The organism is Streptococcus sp. KHUD_012, from assembly GCF_052588255.1.
In genome coordinates this window covers 907,618-928,360 of record NZ_CP159355.1, presented here as the reverse complement: position 1 = coordinate 928,360, position 20,743 = coordinate 907,618, and the positions used below count along the sequence as shown (strand labels likewise).

The window sequence follows — 20,743 nt, the reverse complement described above, 5'->3', positions numbered from 1 at the left end:
GCCAGCTACTCCCTTGAGTGGTTTTATTATACCATTTTTATAGAATAAAGCAAGCGGGATCTCTAATAATTTAATGAGGTCTATTCTTCCCATTCCACTAGTAATTGATAATTAGCAAATTCCTGTTCTCCATCGAGAGTTAACAAGCGATAAGAGACTTGCAAATGACCTGCTTCTAATTGAAAGAAATCTGTTGTAATCAAAAACTGCTGAATGCCCATCGGAGTTGGGATGATTGCCCCACCATCTTCATTTTTGTAGAAACGCATGATGGATTTAGGACTTGAGAAACGTGTCATGACCAATTCGTCATTGGAAAATTTCAAAGCAACCTTTTCATCTTCTTCATTGGTATACAAGAGATACTGAAAACCTGCTTTTTCCTTCCATTCACCTTGATAGTACTGATCAACAATTTCCATTTCTTCTCCAAATCGAATGGTATTTTGAATGCGAATCTGCATCTTTGTCTCCTTCTCTTCTTTTCTTGCCTTACTATTCTATCAAATTTTACGCATTTTGACTGCCCCTATTAGCCTCTAGATCGCAAAATAGGCTTTTTTTTGCTATAATAGACCCATGAATGAAAAAGTCTTTCGCGATCCCGTTCATGATTACGTTCATGTGGATCATCCCATCATTTATCAATTAATTAATAGTAAAGAATTTCAACGACTACGCCGCATCAAACAACTGGGGACATCTGGTTTTACCTTCCACGGTGGGGAGCATAGTCGTTTTTCTCACTGTCTTGGCGCCTATGAAATTTCAAGACGTATTCTGTCTATTTTTGAGGAAAAGTATGCAGAGCAATGGAATTCTGATGAAAACTTACTGACCATGACAGCCGCTCTTCTTCATGACATTGGACATGGTGCCTATTCTCATACCTTCGAAGGACTCTTTGGAACCGATCATGAAAAGATGACCCAGCTGATCATCACCAGTCCAGAGACGGAGGTCAATCAAATCCTCTTACAGGTAGCACCTGATTTCCCAAACCGTGTAGCCAGCGTCATTGATCATACCTATCCCAATAAACAAGTGGTGCAATTGATTTCTAGTCAAATTGATGTGGACCGGATGGATTATTTGCTACGAGATGCCTACTTTACGGGTGCTTCCTATGGAAAATTTGACTTGACCCGTATTTTGCGCGTCATTCGACCGATTGAAAATGGCATTGCCTTCCAACAAAATGGCATGCACGCTGTCGAGGATTACGTGGTCAGCCGTTACCAAATGTATATGCAGGTCTACTTCCACCCGGCTACTCGTGCCATGGAAGTCCTCCTTCAAAATCTACTCAAACGCGCTAGAACCATTTATCCAGATCAGAAAGAGTATTTTCAACTGACTTCACCTCGTTTGATTCCATTTTTTGAAGAAGAAGTCACTATCCAAGACTACTTAAATCTAGATGACGGTGTGATGAATACCTATTTCCAAGTCTGGATGGATAGTCCGGATACCATCCTGTCTGATCTTGCTCAGCGCTATATCAATCGGAAAGTCTTTAAGTCGATTCTATTTACAGAAGATAAGCGGAAAGACTTAGCAATCCTTGAAAAACTGATTAAAGAGGTTGGCTTTAATCCAACCTACTACACAGCTATTCATCAAAATTTTGACCTGCCTTACGATATTTATCGACCAGAGCTTGAAAAACCACGGACCCAGATCGAGATGATCCGAAAAGATGGGAGTCTCGCTGAATTATCTCAGTTGTCTCCACTCGTCGCTGCTTTAGCAGGAACTCGCTATGGGGACAACCGCTTCTATTTTCCAAAAGAAATGCTGGAGGTTAATGGACTTTTCAGTAAGCAAGTAGAAGAATTCACTTCTTACATTACCAATGATTATTTTACAGGAGAGACGGATGTCCATTAAATTAGTTGCGATCGATATCGATGGTACACTCCTCAATTCAAAAAAAGAGATCACACCTTCCGTATTTGAAGCCATTCAAGATGCTAAAGCCGCAGGCGTTAAAATCGTGATCACAACCGGTCGTCCTATCGCAGGGGTCTCAAAACTTTTAAAAGAACTCCATTTGATGGATCCTGGAGACTATGTCATTACCTTTAATGGCGGTCTGGTGCAAGAAACTGCTACTGGAAAAGAACTCATCAAAGACCTTTTACATTATGAGGACTATCTCGATATCGAGTCTCTTGCTAACAAACTCCAAATCCACTCTCATGCTATTACTAAAGACGGCATCTATACCAGCAATCGCGATATCGGACGCTACACCATTCATGAATCTCAACTGGTCAATATGCCCCTTTATTACCGGACGCCTGAAGAAGTTCGTGAGAAAGAATTTGTCAAGGCCATGTATATCGATGAACCAGATATTCTAGATGCTGCGATTGCAAAAATCCCTAAAGAATTCACGGACCGCTTCACTATGGTCAAATCAGCCCCTTTTTATTTAGAAATTCTAGGGAAAACAACCAATAAGGGATCAGCTGTTCTTCATCTAGCTGAACGACTTGGAATCCAGCAAGAAGAAACCATGGCCATCGGAGATGAGGAAAATGACCGTTCCATGCTAGAAGTCGTGGGACATGCCGTCGTTATGGAGAATGGCAATCCAGCTCTTAAAAAAATTGCTACAACTATTACCAAATCAAATGATGAATCTGGCGTTGCATACGCCATTAGAAAGTGGGTATTATAAGAAATGTACCATTACCAGCTAGGAATTTCTGCTAGTGAGCATGATGACTTTGTTATTCAGAGTGACCAAACCAATCTCTTACAAAGCAGCTCATGGGCAAAAATCAAAGATAATTGGGGAAATGAACGGGTTGGTTTTTATCAAGAAGACCAATTAGTCGCTGTTGCTAGCATCTTGATTCAACCCCTGCCACTTGGCTTTTCCATGCTCTACATTCCTCGAGGTCCAATCATGGATTACCAAAACAAAGAGCTGGTTTCATTTGTGATCCAGTCCCTTAAAAAGATAGCCAAACAATACAAGGCCTTGTTTGTGAAATTTGATCCAAGTCTTTTCTTGAGTAAACACTTGATTGGACAAGAAAAGACGGAAGCTCCTACTGTGCAAGCGATGATCGACACCTTAACTAAAGAAGGGGTTGAATGGACTGGCCGAACCAGTGATATGGCAGAAAATATCCAACCACGCTTTCAAGCAAATATCCACAAAGAGTTTTTCACCGAGCAAGATCTTTCAAAATCTACTCGACAAGCCATCCGAACTGCTCGAAACAAAGGAATCCAAGTCCAATTTGGCGGAACCGAATTGTTAGAGGACTTTGCTTCTCTCATGAAAAAGACTGAGGCTCGTAAAAGCATTCATTTACGTGGAAAAGACTACTACGAAAAACTGCTCACAACCTACCAAGGACAATCCTACATTACCTTGTCTACGCTAGATCTCGAGAAACGGAAAACCTCCCTTACAAAAGATCTTGAAAAAAACAAGGCAGAGGCTGAAAAATTCACAGAAAAAACAAAGCCTGGCAAGGTTGAGAATAACCAAAAAGAAAAAGAGCGGATAGAGGAAGAACTGCAATTTCTTGAACAGCATCTCCAAGCAGGTAGACAGATCGTTCCTTTATCTGGGACCTTAACCCTTGAATTCGGTGGGACGTCTGAAAATGTTTATGCAGGGATGGATGAAGAATTCCGCCGTTACCAACCTGCTATCCTCACCTGGTATGAAACTGCCCAACACGCTTTCGACCGTGGTGCTTCTTGGCAAAATATGGGGGGCATTGAAAATTCACTCGATGGTGGTCTCTATCATTTTAAATCTAAATTTAATCCTGTCATTGAAGAATTTGTTGGGGAATTCAACCTCCCAACCAGTCCACTCTATCCACTTGTAAACAAAGTCTACAAGATCCGGAAAAAATTAAGGAGTAAATAAAGTTACATGACTCTTACGACAATTTCAAAAGAAGAATTTACCTCATTTGCAAATACTGTCTCCCATCGCTCTTTTATCCAGTCTGCTGAAATGGCAGATCTGCTTAAAAAGCGAGGAAATACCGTCCAATTTATCGCTTGGAAGCAAGAAGATCAAGTCCAAGTGGCAGCAATCTTGTACAGTCTTCCTATGACAGGTGGTCTCCATATGGAAATCAATTCTGGCCCCCTTTGCCAAGAGGAATCTATGCTAGAACCCTTCTATGCAGCCTTAAAAGACTATGCGAAAGAAAATGGGGCTATTGAACTCGTTATCAAGCCCTATGATACCTATCAAACCTTTGACAGTGACGGCAATCCAACCAGTGAAGAGCAAACCCATTTTATGGATACCCTAAAAAAATTGGGCTATCAGCATGATGGTTTAACAACAGGTTATCCAGGTGGAGAAGGTGATTGGCATTATGTGAAAGATATGGAGGGTATCACCGAGAAAAATCTTCTCAAGAGCTTCAGTAAAAAAGGAAAGCCACTTGTCAAGAAAGCCAAATCTTTCGGTATTGAACTGAAACGATTAAACCGAGATGAACTGCAACTCTTTAAGGATATTACTTCCTCTACCAGTGACCGTCGCGACTATCAGGATAAGACCTTGGATTATTACCAAACTTTCTATGACAGTTTTGGCGACAATGCAGATTTCATGATCGCAACACTGAACTTCCACCATTACTACACGAATCTTGAAAAAGACCAAGGAAAACTAGCACAGAAGATTGAGAAATTACAGAAGGATCTTGAAGTCAACCCCAATTCAGAGAAAAAACAAAATCAACTTCGTGAATTCTCTAGCCAGTTTGATACCTTTGAGGTGAGAAAGAGGGACGCAAAAGAATATATTGAAAAATATGGAGATCAAGACGTCATTCTTGCAGGTAGCCTCTTCGTCTATATGCCACAAGAATCCACCTATTTATTCAGTGGCTCTTATACAGAATTTAATAAGTTCTATGCTCCTGCTGTTCTCCAAGAATATATGATGCTTGAAACCATCAAACGTGGTATCCCAAGATATAACTTCCTCGGTATTCAAGGAATCTTTGACGGGTCAGACGGTGTTCTTCGTTTCAAACAAAACTTCAACGGCTACATCGTCCGTAAGATGGGAACCTTCCGTTATTACCCAAGTCCTCTGAAATACAAACTGATTTCTCTCATTAAGAAACTATTAGGACGTTCTTAACTCAAAAGACCAGCTTTGAAGCTGGTCTTTTCTACTATAAAAAAGACGAGAAACCTCTCGCCTTTTAGATGTTATTATTTAACGAAGTCAAGCAATGCCAAGAAGCTTTCTGGATCAAGTGATGCACCACCCACAAGAGCTCCGTCAACGTCTGGACAAGCCATGTATTCAGCAACGTTTTCAGGTTTAACTGAACCACCGTATTGAACACGTACTTTATCAGCCACTTCTTGACCAAAGTCAGCAGCTACAACGTCACGAACAACTTTACACATTTTTTGTGCGTCGTCTTGTGAAGCTGATTTACCAGTACCGATCGCCCAGATTGGCTCGTATGCGATAACTGTTGAAGCGACTTGTTCTGCAGTCAATCCAGCAAGAGCAGCTGAAACTTGAGCTCCTACGAATTCTGCTGCTTTACCAGCTTCGTAAGTTTCAAGGCTTTCACCACAACAGATGATTGGAAGCATACCGTTCGCAAAGATTGCTTTTGCTTTTTTGTTGATATCTTCATCAGTTTCATGGAAGTAGTCACGACGTTCTGAGTGACCGATAACAACGTAGTCAGTACCGATTTCTTTCAAAACTTGTGGGCTAGTTTCACCAGTGAAGGCACCAGCATTTTCAAAGTAAGTGTTTTGGGCAGCAACTTTAAGATTTGAACCTTTAGCAGCAGCAAGTACAGCTGTCAAGTCAACTGCAGGAGCTGCGATACCAGCTTCAACAAGGTCAGCTGAAGGAAGTTTTGATGCTACAGCTTCAACGAATACTTTTGCTTCTTCTGGATTTTTGTTCATTTTCCAGTTACCAGCGATAAATGGTTTACGTGACATTTCACATACCTCTTTTTTCTAATTTTATACTACTATTTTACCATAATTTTCGTCATAATGAAAGGTTGCACAAGCTCATTTTACTTTTTACCAAAATAAAAACCCCGTCTTCACGGGGTTTTCTGTCTGTCTATATAATTGTTAATCTGGGAACTAGATCGAATTAAGCTTCGATTTCAGTAACCATACCTGAACCAACAGTACGTCCACCTTCACGGATTGAGAATGTAGTACCTTGTTCAACGGCGATTGGGTGGATCAACTCAACGTCGATAGTCACGTTATCACCAGGCATTACCATTTCAGTTCCAGCTGGAAGTTCGATAGATCCAGTTACGTCAGTTGTACGGAAGTAGAACTGTGGACGGTAGTTGTTGAAGAATGGAGTATGACGTCCACCTTCTTCTTTAGTAAGGATGTAAACTTCACCTTTGAATTTAGTGTGTGGGTTGATTGAACCTGGTTTAGCGATAACTTGTCCACGTTCGATTTCATCACGTTGGATACCACGAAGAAGCACACCAACGTTATCCCCTGCAAGACCTTCGTCAAGTTGTTTACGGAACATTTCAACACCAGTAACAACTGCTTTTTGGATTTCGTCTTTGATACCAACGATTTCGATTTCGTCGTTGACACGAACAACACCACGGTCGATACGTCCTGAAGCAACTGTACCACGTCCAGTGATTGAGAATACGTCTTCGACTGGAAGAAGCAATGGTTTGTCAGTATCGCGTTCTGGTTCTGGGATGTACTCATCAACAGTATCCATCAATTCCATGATGATGTCTTCATATTTAGAGTCACCTTCAAGAGCTTTAAGAGCTGAACCTTGGATAACTGGAAGGTCATCACCTGGGAAATCGTATTCTGAAAGAAGGTCACGGATTTCCATTTCAACCAATTCAAGCAATTCTTCATCGTCAACCAAGTCAACTTTGTTCATGAAGACGATCAAGTGTTTAACACCAACCTGACGTGAAAGAAGGATGTGTTCACGTGTTTGTGGCATTGGTCCGTCAGTTGAAGCTACTACAAGGATAGCTCCGTCCATTTGAGCGGCACCAGTGATCATGTTTTTAACGTAGTCCGCGTGTCCTGGAGCGTCGATGTGAGCGTAGTGACGTTTAGCAGTTTCGTACTCAACGTGTGCAGTGTTGATGGTGATACCGCGTTCGCGTTCTTCTGGAGCAGCATCGATAGACGCATAGTCTTTAGGTTGGTTAACTGATGAAGGCAAGCGACGTGCCAAAACAGTTGTGATTGCTGCAGTTAGGGTAGTTTTACCGTGGTCAACGTGTCCGATTGTACCGATGTTAACGTGCGGTTTACTACGATCGTATTTTTCTTTTGCCATTTGAGTAAAAGCCTCCAATAAAATATATTTTATAGATAGACAGTAGGCAATACAGTCTAACTTTCCTTACTATTCTATCGAATTTTAGATAAAATTGCAAGCCTTTTACCTATATTTTCTTAATTATTCCTCTTCTTTTCTTTTATTTTATCAGCTTGCTGAAAGATCCTGTTCTAGCTTTGAAAATTCTCATTTAAAATCTTCTATTCAAGCCCAATACGTACCTTTTGCGCCTTTTGGGTTCAGGGAATAAAAAAATCGGAACAGTCGTTCCGATTTTTTTAACCTGAATTACGTAATCCTGTAGCCACTCCATTGATCGTAATATGGATTAGCTTGTCTTGATCGGCTGGTAATTGGCCGGTCCGTTGACGTCGAATCAGTTCTAACTGAATATAGTTCAAGACGTTAAAGTATGGCATCCGATAGTCCAAACTTTCTTTCAGATAAGGGTTCTCCGCGAGCAACTCGTCTTGTTCCTCAATCATCAAGATGATGTCCTTGGTCAATTGCCATTCATGTAAGATAATCTGATAGATATTGCGCACTTCTTCTTCTTCACACAATTGCGCGTACTCAAAGGCAATATCCATGTTGGCTTTGGATAAGACCATGTCCACATTTGACAAGAGAGATTGGAAGAAAGGCCAGTTTTTATACATGTATCGAAGGGTTTCAATATTCTCAGGATCCTCGTCGATAAATTCCTTAAAGCTAGAACCTACTCCATACCAACCAGGGAACATCACCCGACTTTGTGACCAAGAGAAGACCCATGGGATAGCACGCAAACCACCGATTTCTGTAATGGTCTTACGAGCAGCTGGACGTGAACCAATATTAAAGCTTGAAATTGCTTTAATTGGACTTGATTCAAAGAAGTAATCATAGAAGTGCTCATTTCCAAAGACCAAATCACGATAGATATCGTAACTGCGATTCACGACTTTATCCATGACTTCCCCGAAACGATCAAACATAGAGAATGGACTCTTTTGTTCGGCAATCATTCGGTTAATGGTTGCAGAGACGAGCATCTCAAGGTTGTAGTAGGCAGCATCTTTATTTCCATATTTATTGCCGATCACTTCCCCTTGCTCGGTTAAGCGAATACGATCATTAATGGATTTCAACGGTTGAGAAGTGATGGCTTCATAAGTAGGACCTCCACCACGACCAACCGTACCACCACGACCATGGAAGAAGGTAATCTTCACTCCAAACTCATCTCCGATAGCGGTCAATTGTTGTTGGGCTTTAAAGAGGGTCCAACAAGAAGACAAGTATCCACCATCTTTGTTGGAATCAGAGTAACCTAACATAATCTCTTGGTAGTTGTTCTTAGAAGCAATCCAACGTTTGGCAATCGGAAGAGACAAGTAACTTCTCATGGTTTCTTCTGAATGATCCAAATCTTCGATCGTTTCAAACAACGGTACGATTTGAACGCGAGCTTTTTCCGTATCGACTAAGCCCACTTCTTTCAACATCACAGCCAATTCTAACATATCTGACACACTTGTTGCATGAGAAATGATGTTTTGACGAATGACTTCTTCTCCTAAACGATCCTTCAATTCACGGGCCGTTTGGAAAATCGCTAATTCTTTTTCAAGCAGTTCAGATTTTTCAGCATGGGTTGCTGATAAAATACGTGGGTCTTCTAAAAGTTCTTTCAAGAGAACTTGACACTTTTCATCCTCTGATAAATCAGAATAATGGTCATTAATTCCAGCTGATTTCAGCAATTCTGCCACACAGGCTTCATGCACACTCGAATCCTGACGCATATCAATAGAGGCCAGATAGAATCCAAAAACATCGATGGCTTCTAGAAGTTCTGCAAATTCACCAGAAATCAAATATTCTGATTTGTTTTCTAACAAGGAATCTTTGATCTTTTCAAGGTCTTCTTTAAATTCTTGAGCAGAGGCATAAGCTGGAGCTTCTTTCTCAGAAATTTTCTTTAAAGCTCCAGAGATACGATTGCCGATATAATCAGAAACTGGCCCTTGTTGATGAGCATTTGCTCCTAATAACCTCTCGACAGCATAACGATCTTCTCTGGTTTCTCCCACCATCGTCCATTCTTTTAAATTGACCAAGGTTTGGATCAATTTTGATTGGATATAGTGGAAAGCTCGACGGTACGGTTCTTTTTCACGAAAGACGGATGTATCACTTGATAGGGCTGCCATTTCAGCTACTGCTTCACTTGTTTTAGAAAGACTCGTTGAAAGGGAGAAATGACGGTATAATTTTGAAATCTTTTCGATGTAATAGTTCAAAATGACTTCACTTTGAATAGTTGCTGAACGCTTCAAGGTCTCAGCTGTTACAAATGGATTCCCGTCCCGGTCTCCCCCAATCCACATGCCCATTGTGATCGGACGTGGTTGTTCAAGCTCTAATCCATGCTCTTTTGCCAAGCGTTTGTATTCCAACATCAGATTTGGAACAGCTTGTAAGAAAGAGCTATTGTAATATTCCATGACATTGGTGATTTCATTAGTAACCTTCAATTTTTTGTCACGAATCATATCCGTTTGCATCATGATTTCGATATTACAACGGAGGTTGTTATACCACTTATTCTCATTCATTAAACCAGCTTTAACATCCCGATGCTGACGAAGAAGAGCATGAATATGATTGGTTAGATCCAGCATGGTTTTTCTTTGCACTTGAGTTGGATGGGCTGTTAAAACAGGTACAATATTGAGATTTTCAAGAATTTCCTGTGCATCTTCATTTTTTGCAACTTCTTTAATGGTTGAAGAAAGTTTTCCGAGGTATTCACCATCCACGTTATTCAAATGATTGATTTCATAGGCCAAATCGACATCTTCTGAGATGTTAATCAAGAGTGGTAAAATAGCAAAATAACGTGAAATCACTGTCATTTCTTCATTTGTCAATTGTTCCACTAGTTGATTCAACTCACGATAGTTCTGTGTTTTTGATAGATCCTTCAACTGCCTAATTTTATCAAAGGTTTCCGGACGAACCAAATTTTTCGTAATATCATCTAATAAATTGGTTAAGATTTCGGCTTCTTCTTTGATAATATCTTTATTTGTGAAATTCTCTAATTTTTGTAAGACCATTTTTTCTCCTTTTTGAATAGCCATTCAACAATTCCCTTTTAATAATAAGGTTTGATTTTACCTTTTTCTTCAAAAACCATGCCTTCTTGTTCCATCTTGGCCCGTTTTTCACTAGCGTCGATATTCAAAACGAAAGCAATCGCTACGGATAAGACCCATAAGCTATTTCCCCCTTGGGATAAGAAGGGGAAGGTCACTCCTGTAGACGGAATCAAACCAGAAATTCCTCCGATGTTAATGAAGGTTTGCACTAAGATCATCCCACCGATCCCAATGGCCATCATCGAATTAAAAGGATTCTTTGCTCGAATACCGACTAAAATGATCCGAAGAATTAAGAAGAATAAGAGAGCAAGGATCAAACTAGCTCCAACAAAACCTAATTCTTCAATCACAATCGCAAACACAAAGTCTGTGTGCGCTTCTGGTAAGTAACCTTGTTTTTCAATGGAATTTCCTAGCCCCAAGCCAAACCAACCACCGTTACTCATGGCATAGTAGGAATTAGCTAATTGGTGACCTGCGCCAGACAAATCATTAAAGGGGTTAAAGAAGGCACTAAAGCGTTTGGCTACATAACCAAAGACTGGAATTTTAGCGACACGGTCCACACCGATAATCCAAATTGAACCAAGGACAATGGACGATACTCCAACAACTAAACCAAGTAAAGAGGTAAACCAACGGTAGCCCACTCCACTAGCCGTAATCATGATCAAGACCGTTAAGGCCAAGATCGTCGCATTTCCCAAGTCCGGCATAATCACAACGATTCCAATCAGAATCAAGGTCAGCCAACGCCAATCGTTTAAATTCCTTGGAATCCATTCATTGTGGGTCAAGGCTTGATAATCATAATCGCGTATCTCGTCTTGTCGTTTAGAAAAGATCAAGGCTAGATACCAGACTAAGATCACCTTGAGGTATTCTGCCGGCTGGATACTAAACCCTCCAGGAATCGTCAACCAACCGTGAGCTCCATTGACGGTATCTGTGATAAACCTAGACAGAATCAACAAAATCACTTCAATAAAAATGACAAAAGCCAGCACTTTTTTATTTCGAAGGAAGTTTAGGCTAAATTTATAAATCAAGGCGATGGTTAGGAGACTTAGGATAAAAAAGAGCCCCTGTGTCCGGACCATCCGAATCGAACTCACTCCACTTTGAATTGCCAAGGCACTTGTTGTCGAATAGACAACAATCAAGCCAATGATGGATAAAATCAAATAGGGAATGAGGATGGAATAATTTAAAAGATGTCTTTTTTCAATTTTCATAATTCACCATATTCCTAATATTCAACCTTCATTATATCATTTTTAAGAAGCAAAACCAAGGAAAGGCCAGAAAAGATTCGGCTTCTTCCCCATTTTCAAGAAATATTCTAATCATTCTTCTTATTTTCATATATTTTTATCCTTTTTCGATGAAAAGATTCCTTTTTTTTTTGAAAATAATGGCTGAAATCAGCATCTTTTAAGCATTAAGTTTTGCCTTTTCGTTTTTTTTACGGTAAAATGTTTCTGTATGAGAAAAAGGATAAAACCCGTTGTTCTCTTGGTCTTTTTTATCGGTATCATTTCTTTTCTCGTTCTCTCACGAACGATTGCCGATCTACAAGCCAGAGAGCGACAAGAAACAACCAAAACCATTCCGAACTCCAATACACCTCGAAAAACAACTACTGCAAGCTCTTCTTCTAAAAAAGAAGAAGACATCAATCCAGAACTGGTTGGCCGCCCGATCATTGATATCTCAGGCTGGCAATTGCCCAGTGAAATTGATTACGATGTCCTCTCCCAAAATGTGGGAGGTGTGATCGTTCGTGTCCATAGTGGGGCTCAAGCGAAAAAGGAAAATGCAGCAACCTACTTAAATGGTCTGGATAAATCTTTTAAAACCCATATCCAAGAATTCCAAAAACGAAATATCCCTGTCGCAGTTTATGCTTATGTCGCGGCTAAGGATAAAAAAGAAATGGAAAAAGAAGCAGAGGAATTTTACAAGGCTGCTTCTCCTTACAAACCGACCTACTATTGGTTAGACGTTGAGGAAAAAACTATGAAGGATATGAACGCAGGTGTTGAAGCTTTCCGAGCAAAACTACAAGCTTTGGGTGCAAAAAATATTGGACTCTATATCGGAACTTACTTCATGGAAGAACATAGTATCTCCACTGATAAATTTACGGCTCTTTGGATTCCTACTTATGGATTTGATGATGGCTACTATAATGCCGCGCCAGATACCAACACGGAATACGACTTGCATCAATATACCTCTCAAGGGCAATTAAATGGATTCTCACACTACTTGGATCTCAACCAAATTGCTCCGACGCAAGACCAAGAAGCGATTTATCGGAAACTTTTCAAGGTACAAAAAGATAACTCTTCCTCATAGCCTTAAAACAGCAGATCAAGTGGCTTTCACTTTTTCTGCTGTTTTCTATTTTTCAGGAGAAGGCAATATTGCCGCTATTATATGTTATAATGGTCTAATGAAATCTGATTTTGTAGAGAAAAGGAGAAAGCCATGGCAAAAAAAAATAAAGTAAAAAAAACCTTGGTCGAGCAGATCTTGACAAAAGCAAAAATTGAGCACGTAGGCCTACAAATCAACGCTTTAGAAGGGATCTTACCAGAAGGGATTGATCGCTCTACTATTTTCAAAACCCTAGCTCTCAAAGGAGATAAAACGGGGCCCGTGATTGGGATCATTCCTATTACGGAGCATCTTTCAGAGAAAAAATTGGCCAAATTATCGGGAAATAAGAAAGTGGCTATGATTCCTCAAAAGGATCTCGAAAAAACCACAGGTTATATTCATGGGGCCAATAATCCGGTGGGCATTCGTCAAAAGCATCCTTACCCTATTTTTATCGATGAATCGGCCCTTCAGTTAGAGAGCATGATCGTATCTGCTGGGGAAATCGGCCATAGTATTCAAATCAAACCACAACTTCTAGCAGACTTCGTACAAGCGACTTTTGCAGATATTTTGGAATAACGACAGAGAAGGAGACAAGATTGTGAAACTATATTTTATTCGACACGGACGGACAGAATGGAATGAAGAAGGACGTTTTCAGGGATCAAATGGCGATTCTCCGCTGTTACCGGCCTCTATTCATCAGCTTGAAAAATTAGGAAAGCACCTAGCTACTGTTCCTTTTGATGCAGCCTTTGCAAGTGATCTGCCACGAACAGTCCATACCGCACAGATCATCCTCAATCAATTGGAGACACCTCTAGAATTGCAAGCAACGCCTGCTCTTCGTGAGTGGAATTTGGGAAAATTGGAAGGAGCTAAAATTTCTACTATTTCAGCTATCTATCCCCAACAAATGGATGCCTTTCGCCATAACCTAGCTCGCTTTCAAAATGAAATCTTTGATGCAGAATCTGTTTATGAAACAACCAAACGTACCTGTGATTTTGTAAAAAGTCTGAAAGGAAAAGAGCTCGATACCGTTCTCATTGTTGGACACGGAGCTAATTTGACAGCTTCTATTCGAACCTTGCTCGGCTATGAAATAGGAGAACTCCGCAAAAATGGTGGACTAGATAATGCCAGCGTGACGATTTTGACAACAGATGATTTTGAGCACTATCACTTAGATACATGGAACGACACCTCTTATTTAGAGGACTAAAAAAACACTGATCTTGCGATCAGTGTTTTCTTTTAGCTTATTTCATAGTTGGGAAGAGAAGGACGTCGCGAATCGTTGTTACATTGGTCAACAACATAACGAGACGGTCAATACCAATTCCAAGTCCACCTGTTGGTGGCATACCATATTCAAGGGCTTCAACATAGTCATAGTCGATGCCTGTAGCCTCGTCATCTCCCAATTCTTTGGCACGCGCTTGCGCTTCAAACCGTTGCAATTGATCGATTGGATCATTCAATTCCGTGAAGGCATTGGCATACTCTTTGGTCATGATAAAGAGTTCGAAACGGTCAGTGAAGCGTGGATCTTCTGGATTTTTCTTAGCCAATGGAGATACTGCTACTGGGTGACCGTAAACAAAAGTTGGTTGTGTCAAGGTTTCTTCAACGAATTCTTCGAAGAAGGCATTGATAATTTGTCCCACTTCTGTGTAGTGTTTTTCAACTGGTACATGTTTTTCGTTTGCCAGTGCTACAGCTTCTTCAAAGGTCATGTCTTTCCAGAAGTCAACACCTGTGATTTCTTTGATCGCATCAACCATGTGAACCCGTTTGAATGGTTCGTTGATTTTGATTTCTGTTCCTTGATAGTCAATTGGACCATCACCATGGACCGCTTTCGCAGCATGTTGGATAATGCCTTCTGTTAAGTCCATGATATCGTGGAAGTCAGCGTAAGCTTGGTAGACTTCGATCGAAGTGAATTCAGGGTTGTGAGTAGCATCCATTCCCTCGTTACGGAAGATCCGTCCAATTTCATAGACGCGTTCCATCCCACCTACAATCAAACGTTTCAAGTGAAGCTCAGTCGCGATACGAAGCACCATGTCAATGTTTTGCGCATTGTGGTGAGTGATAAATGGTTTGGCAGCTGCACCCCCAGCTTCATTGTGAAGCACTGGTGTTTCCACTTCAAGGAATCCTTGACCATCTAAATAACGACGGATTTCAGAGATGATTTTTGAACGAGTTACAAAGCGTTCAAAGCTTTCACGGTTTGAAATCAAATCCAAATAACGTTTACGATAGATGGTTTCAACGTCTGAAAGTCCGTGGAATTTTTCAGGCAAAGGACGAAGGGCTTTTGACAAGTGAGTGATATGAGTTGCTTTAATCGAAAGTTCACCCATGTCTGTGCGCATGATTTCCCCTTCAACTCCAAGGAAATCACCAAGGTCTGCTTTTTTGAAGATTTCGTAGTTTTCTTCTCCAACAGCATCCTTACGAACGTAGATCTGAATTTGACCTTCACGGTCTTGAAGATGGGCAAAGCCAACCTTCCCTTTCCCACGTTTGGTTACGAGACGACCTGCAATAATAGCTGTTTCGTTCAAGTCGTGGAGTTGTTCTTTATCTAATTCTGAATATTTTTCTTTTAATTGACCTGAATTTGCAGTACGTTCGAATCGCTTTCCAAATGGATCGATTCCTTGTTCACGAAGGGCCGCCATTTTCTCACGACGGACAATCTGCTGGTCATTCAATTCTTCCATATGTTCAGTAGTCATTTGGAACCTCCTAAGTTATTCTCCCCTATTCTATCATATTTAGACCAGAAATTCACTAATATTTACCAATTAAACAAAAATAAGATGGAAGAAAAAATGCAGCTTCTTGAATGAATACTCATAAACATCAGAAGACCGTCGTTGACTGCTCAATCAGTTTAACCTATATAAGGCAATATGATTGAAAAGGGTTCGACAAAAGTACAAAAAAGGAGCGTGGTGAATCTTGCACCATTCACCCTGACTCGCTCCTATTTTTTATTCATAACGCAGTGCTTCGATAGGATTTAACTTAGAAGCCTTATTTGCTGGTAAAATCCCAAAGAGAATACCTACAAAAGCAGAAAAAATAATACTGCCGATTGCGACATTTAAGGAAATAATTGGTGGTCCTTCTAAGGAGGCTGCAGCAAAGGAAGTAATTAAGCTATTCACACCATAAGCAAGGCCAAGACCAATCAGCCCTCCAATGATGGTCAAGACCATAGATTCTATCAAAAATTGAACCAGAATCTTACCCCGAGTTGCTCCCAATGCTTTGCGAAGACCAATTTCTCTCGTCCGCTCAGTGACAGAAACCAACATGATATTCATGACTCCAATCCCACCAACCAAGAGGGAAATCCCTGCAATAGCCCCAATTACTGTCGTCATAATTCCTACTACTTTATTGGTTTCCTCTAGGATGCTATCCAAATTAAAGATTTGGAATTCCCCTTGGCGAACACCTGAAAGCTCTGTTAGCTTTTGAGCAGCTTCGATCCCAACAGATTTGATTTCTTTCACATTTGGAACGTGAACAACGATGTTCTGAATCTCGTCTGTTCCAAATTCAGAAGCTAGCTGGGTATTGGCCATTAGGGCACTGCCACCTGAAGAAGCTCCGTAAAGAGCTGTCCCCGCATTTGGATCCTTGAAAATTCCAACGACGCGATAATTGTTGTTCCCAACAGAGACCACCTGATTCAGTGGATTTTCCGTTCCAAATAATTGTTGAGCCAACCCTTCATCAAGGAGGATAACCCGTGAAAAATTACTATAATCTGAAGGAGTTAATTTTCGTCCAGATAAGAGCTCAACCTTTTTAACAGAAAAATAGGTCTCATTTACCCCTTGGATGTTCACTCCGTCTGCTTTTTTCTTTTGAAAAGCAATGGTTGCATTGGAGGTATTGCCTACATAATAGCCATCGATTCCTTGAATCTTGGTTAATTCCTTGACCCAGGATTCTTGCACCACTGGCGGTGTTTCTTGAACTTGACCGTCAATATCTTCTGCATTCTCCCCATCGATATCCGATGGAGCAGCCATCCCTCGGTCTTCAGCCGCAGGGCCGCCTTCTCCACCGCCCTCGCCCATATCGTCAGAAGGACCAATATTGATTCCTGTCACATAACCACTCTTATTTGGAGAATAGGAGATTTGTACATACTCTTGATCTTTGGTGAAGGTTTTGGTAACACCAGCTTTCATACCATCTCCCAGTGCCATGATCACAACCACAGAAGCGACCCCAATAATGATCCCCACCATGGTCAAGAAAGACCGTAATTTATGGCTCATAATCGAGCTAATCGCAAATTTCCAATTTTGCATTAGGCCCTCCTTTCCAGCTTGCTATCTGAGGAGATCTCCCCATCACGAATAACGATCCGACGCTTGGCAAAAGCTGCAATTTCTGGTTCGTGGGTAACCATAATAATGGTTTTTCCTTCTTGGTTCAGCTTGGTTAACAAGTCCATTATTTGCTCTCCCGTCGTAGTATCTAGGGCACCAGTTGGCTCATCTGCCAAGACGATGGCTGGCTGATTAACCAGGGCTCGAGCAATTGCCACCCGCTGTTTTTGACCCCCTGAGAGCTCTGAAGGCAAATGGTGCATACGCGAATGGAGCTCCACCTTTTCAAGATACTGCTCAGCTAATTCCTTGCGTTTAGCAGGATGGACACCTGCATAAATGAGAGGGAGTTCTACATTTTGAAAGGCATTGAGCTTGGAGAGAAGAAAGAATTGTTGAAAGACAAAACCGATCTGTTCATTTCGAACACGCGCTAATTTTTTCTCACTGAGATTTCCGACTTCCTGGCCTTCTAGGAAATACTCTCCACTGGTCGGCCTGTCCAACAAGCCAATGACGTTCATCAAGGTTGATTTTCCTGAGCCAGATGGGCCCATAATAGCCACAAACTCGCCCTCTTCGACTTCTAAATCGATGTCTTTTAAGACACGAAGTTCCTGATCTCCATTTTTATAAGTTTTATTGATTCCTTTTAGTTCAATCAATTTTGTCATATTTTCCGATCTCTTTTCCATCTTCCAGTTTCTCATTAGGATTCACAATAACTTGGGCATCTTTCTTCAAGCCTGACAAGATTTCCTGGTTTTCTGCATCGGCATTTCCAAGAGTCACTGTTACTTTCTTGGCCTTACCATTTTCAACTGTCCATACATAGCTTGTCTCTCCATCAGCCATGACACTTGTTACTGGAACAAGTGGATGTTGAGTGGAACTTTTGACCTCAATATTAACAGAAAAACCTTGTTTGAGTTCTCCAATGTCACTCGTAATATCTACTGTGAACGGGTATTTAGCACCACCGCTTCCTTGTGTTCCACCTGCTGCATTTGCACCTGCTTGACCCGCGTCAGTCGGATAATTCGCTACATAAGAAATCTTTCCTGTCCAGGTTTTATCCGGATAAACTTTGGAAGTGAGAACCACTTCCTGACCTTCAGAGATATTGGCCAAATTGTATTCAGATAATTCCCCTTTGACTTGTAAATTTCCGTTGCTCACAATGTGAACCAGAGTTTGGTTGGTCCCTGTAGTCGATTTTGAAACATCTTTATTGACTTCAACGACAGTGCCATCTGTATTACTCTTGACTGTCGTCGCATCCAGAAGTGCCTTAGCCTTGTTCATATTATCGACCGCATCCGACTTAGCATCTCGTAAATCGCTAGCTTGAGAATCGACTGTTCGCTGGGTCTGCGAAGCTGATTTGGCATCTGCTTCTTCATCGCCTGTCGTATCAATGGTCACACCATTTGTCAGTAAGTCATTTAACTGACGATCTGCCTTATTGACAGCACGAACGGCTGCATCATAAGCGGTTTGGGCCTCTGTACTACTATACTGAACAATTGGCTGACCGGCCGTCACTTGATCTCCTACATTGACCAAAATCGACTGCAAATCCCCTTTGGTTCCATCAAAATAGACATACTGTTCCTGGTTGGCAGTGACTTTCCCAGTTAACAAGACTGAAGAAGCGATCGATCCATCCTTGACCGTTTGCACCATTGGAGTTTCTTTCGTGATTGCTTGATCAGGAGTACTTGGGTGCGAAAACATCATCACACTTCCTGTTCCAATCACCACAATTGCTGCACCTGCAGCTGTAAATAGTTGCCATTTTTTCAATTTCTTCATCGTTTTTCTCCATCAAAGAAAGCGTTTTATTCTATACCATAGTATACCATATTTCCTTACTTTTCTATCTAAAATTGATACGGCAAAATGAAATTTAAATGCTTGGTAACATGCTAAACCCTTGACTTTTGTAACAGTTGATATTACAATCAAACTGAAATCCCATTTAGGAGGAAAACATGAAAGAATTTGATATTATTTCAATCGGTGGAGGTAGTGGAGGAATCGCTACGATGAACCGGGCTGGGGAGCACGGAGCTCGCGCTGCCGTCATTGAAGAAAAACAATTGGGGGGCACCTGTGTCAACAGAGGATGTGTGCCTAAAAAAATCATGTGGTATGGTGCACAAATTGCAGAAGCTATTCGCGATTATGGACCAGACTATGGATTTACTTCTGAACAGACAAAATTTGATTTTGCAACCTTAAGAAAAAATCGCGAAGCCTATATTGACCGTTCCCGTAATTCCTATGATGGCAGTTTCAAACGCAATGGGGTTGAACGAATTGAAGGACGTGCCCGTTTTGTGGATGCTCATACGGTTGAGGTAAATGGAGAAACCATTAAGGCCAAGCATATCGTAATTGCGACCGGTGCCCATCCTTTTATACCTTCTGTTCCTGGAGCCGAATTTGGCGAAACTTCTGACGATGTCTTTGCTTGGGAAGAACTCCCTACATCTGTTGCCATTATTGGAGCTGGCTACATCGCAGTGGAACTAGCCGGTGTGCTTCACCATTTAGGAGTCCAAACAGACCTCTTCATCCGAAAAGATCGGGTTTTACGTAGTTTTGATTCCTACATTGTCGATGGCTTAATGGAAGAAATGGAAAAACAAAACCTTCCGCTTCACAAACATAAGGTTCCCATGAAGCTTGAAAAATTAGAAGATGGTCGTGTGAAGATTTATTTTGAGGATATGACCAGCCACGTGGCAGATCATGTTATCTGGGCAACAGGACGCAAACCAAACGTCCAAGATCTCAATCTAGAAGCTGCAGGTGTTACTTTAAATGAAAAGGGCTTTATCGCAGTGGATGATTACCAAAACACTGTTGTACCAGGCATCTATGCTCTTGGGGATGTCACAGGAGAAAAAGAGTTGACTCCTGTCGCTATTAAAGCTGGACGCACTCTTTCTGAACGACTATTCAATGGAAAAGTCAATGCCAAAATGGATTATACAAACATCCCGACCGTTGTCTTTTCTCACCCCGCTATCGGAACTGTTGGTTTAACGGAGGAAAAAGCCCAGCAAACTTATGGTAAAGAGAATATCAAAGTCTATACTTCTCAATTTGCTTCTATGTACACTGCTGTTACCCAACACCGCCAGCAAGCAAAATTCAAACTCATCACTGCTGGTCCCGAAGAAAGGGTCGTTGGCCTTCATGGTCTTGGCTACGGAGTCGATGAAATGATCCAAGGATTTGCAGTTGCTATCAAGATGGGAGCGACAAAAGCCGATTTCGATGCAACTGTCGCCATTCACCCAACCGGATCCGAAGAATTTGTGACGATGAGATAAAACATAAGCTTGAAGTTGTTCCACTTTAAGCTAAAAGGACTATTTTAACAAACAATAGTCCTTTTTCATTTATCTGATTTTTATAAAATCCTTAAAATTTCATAGATAAAATATTTTTATTGTTAAAATCTTACTAATTTGTGATATAATTCA

General features: G+C 41.0%; 17 protein-coding genes. 8 read left to right on the top strand and 9 right to left on the bottom strand.

Annotated elements, in window-relative coordinates:
- Positions 1-80 precede the first annotated feature (80 nt).
- Entirely contained in the window at positions 81-464 is a 384-nt protein-coding gene (locus ABVF55_RS04430; RefSeq protein ID WP_049475354.1) for a DUF1934 domain-containing protein, read from the bottom strand.
- Positions 465-579: 115 nt separating this feature from the next.
- Here ABVF55_RS04430 and ABVF55_RS04425 point away from each other — a divergent pair, with 115 nt between their 5' ends.
- From ABVF55_RS04425 to ABVF55_RS04410, 4 genes are read left to right on the top strand one after another with little or no spacing between them, the layout of a single operon-like run.
- On the top strand, positions 580-1,890 hold the full coding sequence (locus ABVF55_RS04425; RefSeq protein ID WP_013903868.1) for an HD domain-containing protein: 1,311 nt from the start codon (positions 580-582) through the stop codon (positions 1,888-1,890).
- On the top strand, positions 1,880-2,686 hold the full coding sequence (gene yidA / locus ABVF55_RS04420; protein ID WP_445285597.1) for a sugar-phosphatase: 807 nt from the start codon (positions 1,880-1,882) through the stop codon (positions 2,684-2,686). Before ABVF55_RS04425 ends, yidA begins: the two co-directional genes overlap by 11 nt.
- Positions 2,687-2,689: 3 nt before the next feature.
- Positions 2,690-3,901 carry an aminoacyltransferase gene (locus tag ABVF55_RS04415; protein ID WP_031574026.1) on the top strand — a complete coding sequence of 404 codons (1,212 nt, stop codon included), beginning with the start codon at positions 2,690-2,692 and terminating at the stop codon, positions 3,899-3,901.
- Between the two features lie 6 nt (positions 3,902-3,907).
- Positions 3,908-5,143, top strand: a complete 1,236-nt coding sequence (locus ABVF55_RS04410) for an aminoacyltransferase (RefSeq protein ID WP_445285596.1) — start codon at positions 3,908-3,910, stop codon at positions 5,141-5,143.
- A 74-nt stretch (positions 5,144-5,217) separates the two neighbouring features.
- Here the strand turns inward: ABVF55_RS04410 and tpiA are convergent, their stop codons facing one another.
- The 4 genes from tpiA to ftsW all read right to left on the bottom strand — a co-directional run bounded on the left by tpiA (position 5,218) and on the right by ftsW (position 11,723).
- The gene (tpiA, locus tag ABVF55_RS04405) at positions 5,218-5,976 is read right to left on the bottom strand and encodes a triose-phosphate isomerase (RefSeq protein ID WP_049486064.1); all 759 of its coding nucleotides are present in this window, start codon (positions 5,974-5,976) and stop codon (positions 5,218-5,220) included.
- Positions 5,977-6,139: 163 nt separating this feature from the next.
- Complete coding sequence (gene tuf / locus ABVF55_RS04400; protein ID WP_003008055.1) at positions 6,140-7,336, bottom strand: elongation factor Tu; 1,197 nt, start codon at positions 7,334-7,336, stop codon at positions 6,140-6,142.
- Between the two features lie 281 nt (positions 7,337-7,617).
- Positions 7,618-10,443: a phosphoenolpyruvate carboxylase gene (ppc, locus tag ABVF55_RS04395; protein ID WP_031574012.1), complete on the bottom strand. Its 2,826-nt coding sequence runs from the start codon at positions 10,441-10,443 to the stop codon at positions 7,618-7,620.
- Between the two features lie 38 nt (positions 10,444-10,481).
- Positions 10,482-11,723, bottom strand: coding sequence for a cell division peptidoglycan polymerase FtsW (gene ftsW / locus ABVF55_RS04390; protein ID WP_049523474.1), 1,242 nt, complete (start codon positions 11,721-11,723; stop codon positions 10,482-10,484).
- A gap of 250 nt (positions 11,724-11,973) precedes the next feature.
- Here ftsW and ABVF55_RS04385 point away from each other — a divergent pair, with 250 nt between their 5' ends.
- From ABVF55_RS04385 to ABVF55_RS04375, 3 genes are all read left to right on the top strand, one after another.
- Positions 11,974-12,849 carry a GH25 family lysozyme gene (locus tag ABVF55_RS04385; RefSeq protein WP_049497418.1) on the top strand — a complete coding sequence of 292 codons (876 nt, stop codon included), beginning with the start codon at positions 11,974-11,976 and terminating at the stop codon, positions 12,847-12,849.
- Between the two features lie 132 nt (positions 12,850-12,981).
- Entirely contained in the window at positions 12,982-13,455 is a 474-nt protein-coding gene (locus tag ABVF55_RS04380) for an aminoacyl-tRNA deacylase (protein ID WP_118396693.1), read from the top strand.
- Between the two features lie 22 nt (positions 13,456-13,477).
- The gene (locus ABVF55_RS04375; protein ID WP_445285595.1) at positions 13,478-14,101 is read left to right on the top strand and encodes a histidine phosphatase family protein; all 624 of its coding nucleotides are present in this window, start codon (positions 13,478-13,480) and stop codon (positions 14,099-14,101) included.
- Positions 14,102-14,138: 37 nt separating this feature from the next.
- Here ABVF55_RS04375 and lysS read toward each other — a convergent pair whose 3' ends face one another.
- The 4 genes from lysS to ABVF55_RS04355 all read right to left on the bottom strand — a co-directional run bounded on the left by lysS (position 14,139) and on the right by ABVF55_RS04355 (position 19,061).
- A complete protein-coding gene (lysS, locus tag ABVF55_RS04370; RefSeq protein ID WP_070665415.1) occupies positions 14,139-15,629 on the bottom strand; it encodes a lysine--tRNA ligase in 1,491 nt (496 codons plus the stop codon).
- 258 nt (positions 15,630-15,887) lie between these two features.
- Positions 15,888-17,225 carry an ABC transporter permease gene (locus tag ABVF55_RS04365; protein ID WP_445285594.1) on the bottom strand — a complete coding sequence of 446 codons (1,338 nt, stop codon included), beginning with the start codon at positions 17,223-17,225 and terminating at the stop codon, positions 15,888-15,890.
- Positions 17,225-17,920: an ABC transporter ATP-binding protein gene (locus tag ABVF55_RS04360; protein ID WP_445285593.1), complete on the bottom strand. Its 696-nt coding sequence runs from the start codon at positions 17,918-17,920 to the stop codon at positions 17,225-17,227. Before ABVF55_RS04360 ends, ABVF55_RS04365 begins: the two co-directional genes overlap by 1 nt.
- Entirely contained in the window at positions 17,904-19,061 is a 1,158-nt protein-coding gene (locus ABVF55_RS04355; RefSeq protein WP_445285592.1) for an efflux RND transporter periplasmic adaptor subunit, read from the bottom strand. The genes ABVF55_RS04360 and ABVF55_RS04355 overlap by 17 nt, the downstream gene beginning before the upstream one ends.
- A 179-nt stretch (positions 19,062-19,240) precedes the next feature.
- Between ABVF55_RS04355 and gorA the strand changes: the two genes are divergently transcribed.
- Positions 19,241-20,590, top strand: coding sequence for a glutathione-disulfide reductase (gene gorA, locus ABVF55_RS04350; RefSeq protein ID WP_320909892.1), 1,350 nt, complete (start codon positions 19,241-19,243; stop codon positions 20,588-20,590).
- Positions 20,591-20,743: the final 153 nt, after the last annotated feature.

Bases quoted from the DNA above. Each gene is read 5' to 3' on its own strand.
- ABVF55_RS04430 (WP_049475354.1), bottom strand. From the start codon at position 464: ATGCAGATTCGCATTCAAAATACCATTCGATTTGGAGAAGAAATGGAA.
- ABVF55_RS04425 (WP_013903868.1), top strand. From the start codon at position 580: ATGAATGAAAAAGTCTTTCGCGATCCCGTTCATGATTACGTTCATGTG.
- yidA (WP_445285597.1), top strand. From the start codon at position 1,880: ATGTCCATTAAATTAGTTGCGATCGATATCGATGGTACACTCCTCAAT.
- ABVF55_RS04415 (WP_031574026.1), top strand. From the start codon at position 2,690: ATGTACCATTACCAGCTAGGAATTTCTGCTAGTGAGCATGATGACTTT.
- ABVF55_RS04410 (WP_445285596.1), top strand. From the start codon at position 3,908: ATGACTCTTACGACAATTTCAAAAGAAGAATTTACCTCATTTGCAAAT.
- tpiA (WP_049486064.1), bottom strand. From the start codon at position 5,976: ATGTCACGTAAACCATTTATCGCTGGTAACTGGAAAATGAACAAAAAT.
- tuf (WP_003008055.1), bottom strand. From the start codon at position 7,336: ATGGCAAAAGAAAAATACGATCGTAGTAAACCGCACGTTAACATCGGT.
- ppc (WP_031574012.1), bottom strand. From the start codon at position 10,443: ATGGTCTTACAAAAATTAGAGAATTTCACAAATAAAGATATTATCAAA.
- ftsW (WP_049523474.1), bottom strand. From the start codon at position 11,723: ATGAAAATTGAAAAAAGACATCTTTTAAATTATTCCATCCTCATTCCC.
- ABVF55_RS04385 (WP_049497418.1), top strand. From the start codon at position 11,974: ATGAGAAAAAGGATAAAACCCGTTGTTCTCTTGGTCTTTTTTATCGGT.
- ABVF55_RS04380 (WP_118396693.1), top strand. From the start codon at position 12,982: ATGGCAAAAAAAAATAAAGTAAAAAAAACCTTGGTCGAGCAGATCTTG.
- lysS (WP_070665415.1), bottom strand. From the start codon at position 15,629: ATGACTACTGAACATATGGAAGAATTGAATGACCAGCAGATTGTCCGT.
- ABVF55_RS04365 (WP_445285594.1), bottom strand. From the start codon at position 17,225: ATGCAAAATTGGAAATTTGCGATTAGCTCGATTATGAGCCATAAATTA.
- ABVF55_RS04360 (WP_445285593.1), bottom strand. From the start codon at position 17,920: ATGACAAAATTGATTGAACTAAAAGGAATCAATAAAACTTATAAAAAT.
- ABVF55_RS04355 (WP_445285592.1), bottom strand. From the start codon at position 19,061: ATGAAGAAATTGAAAAAATGGCAACTATTTACAGCTGCAGGTGCAGCA.
- gorA (WP_320909892.1), top strand. From the start codon at position 19,241: ATGAAAGAATTTGATATTATTTCAATCGGTGGAGGTAGTGGAGGAATC.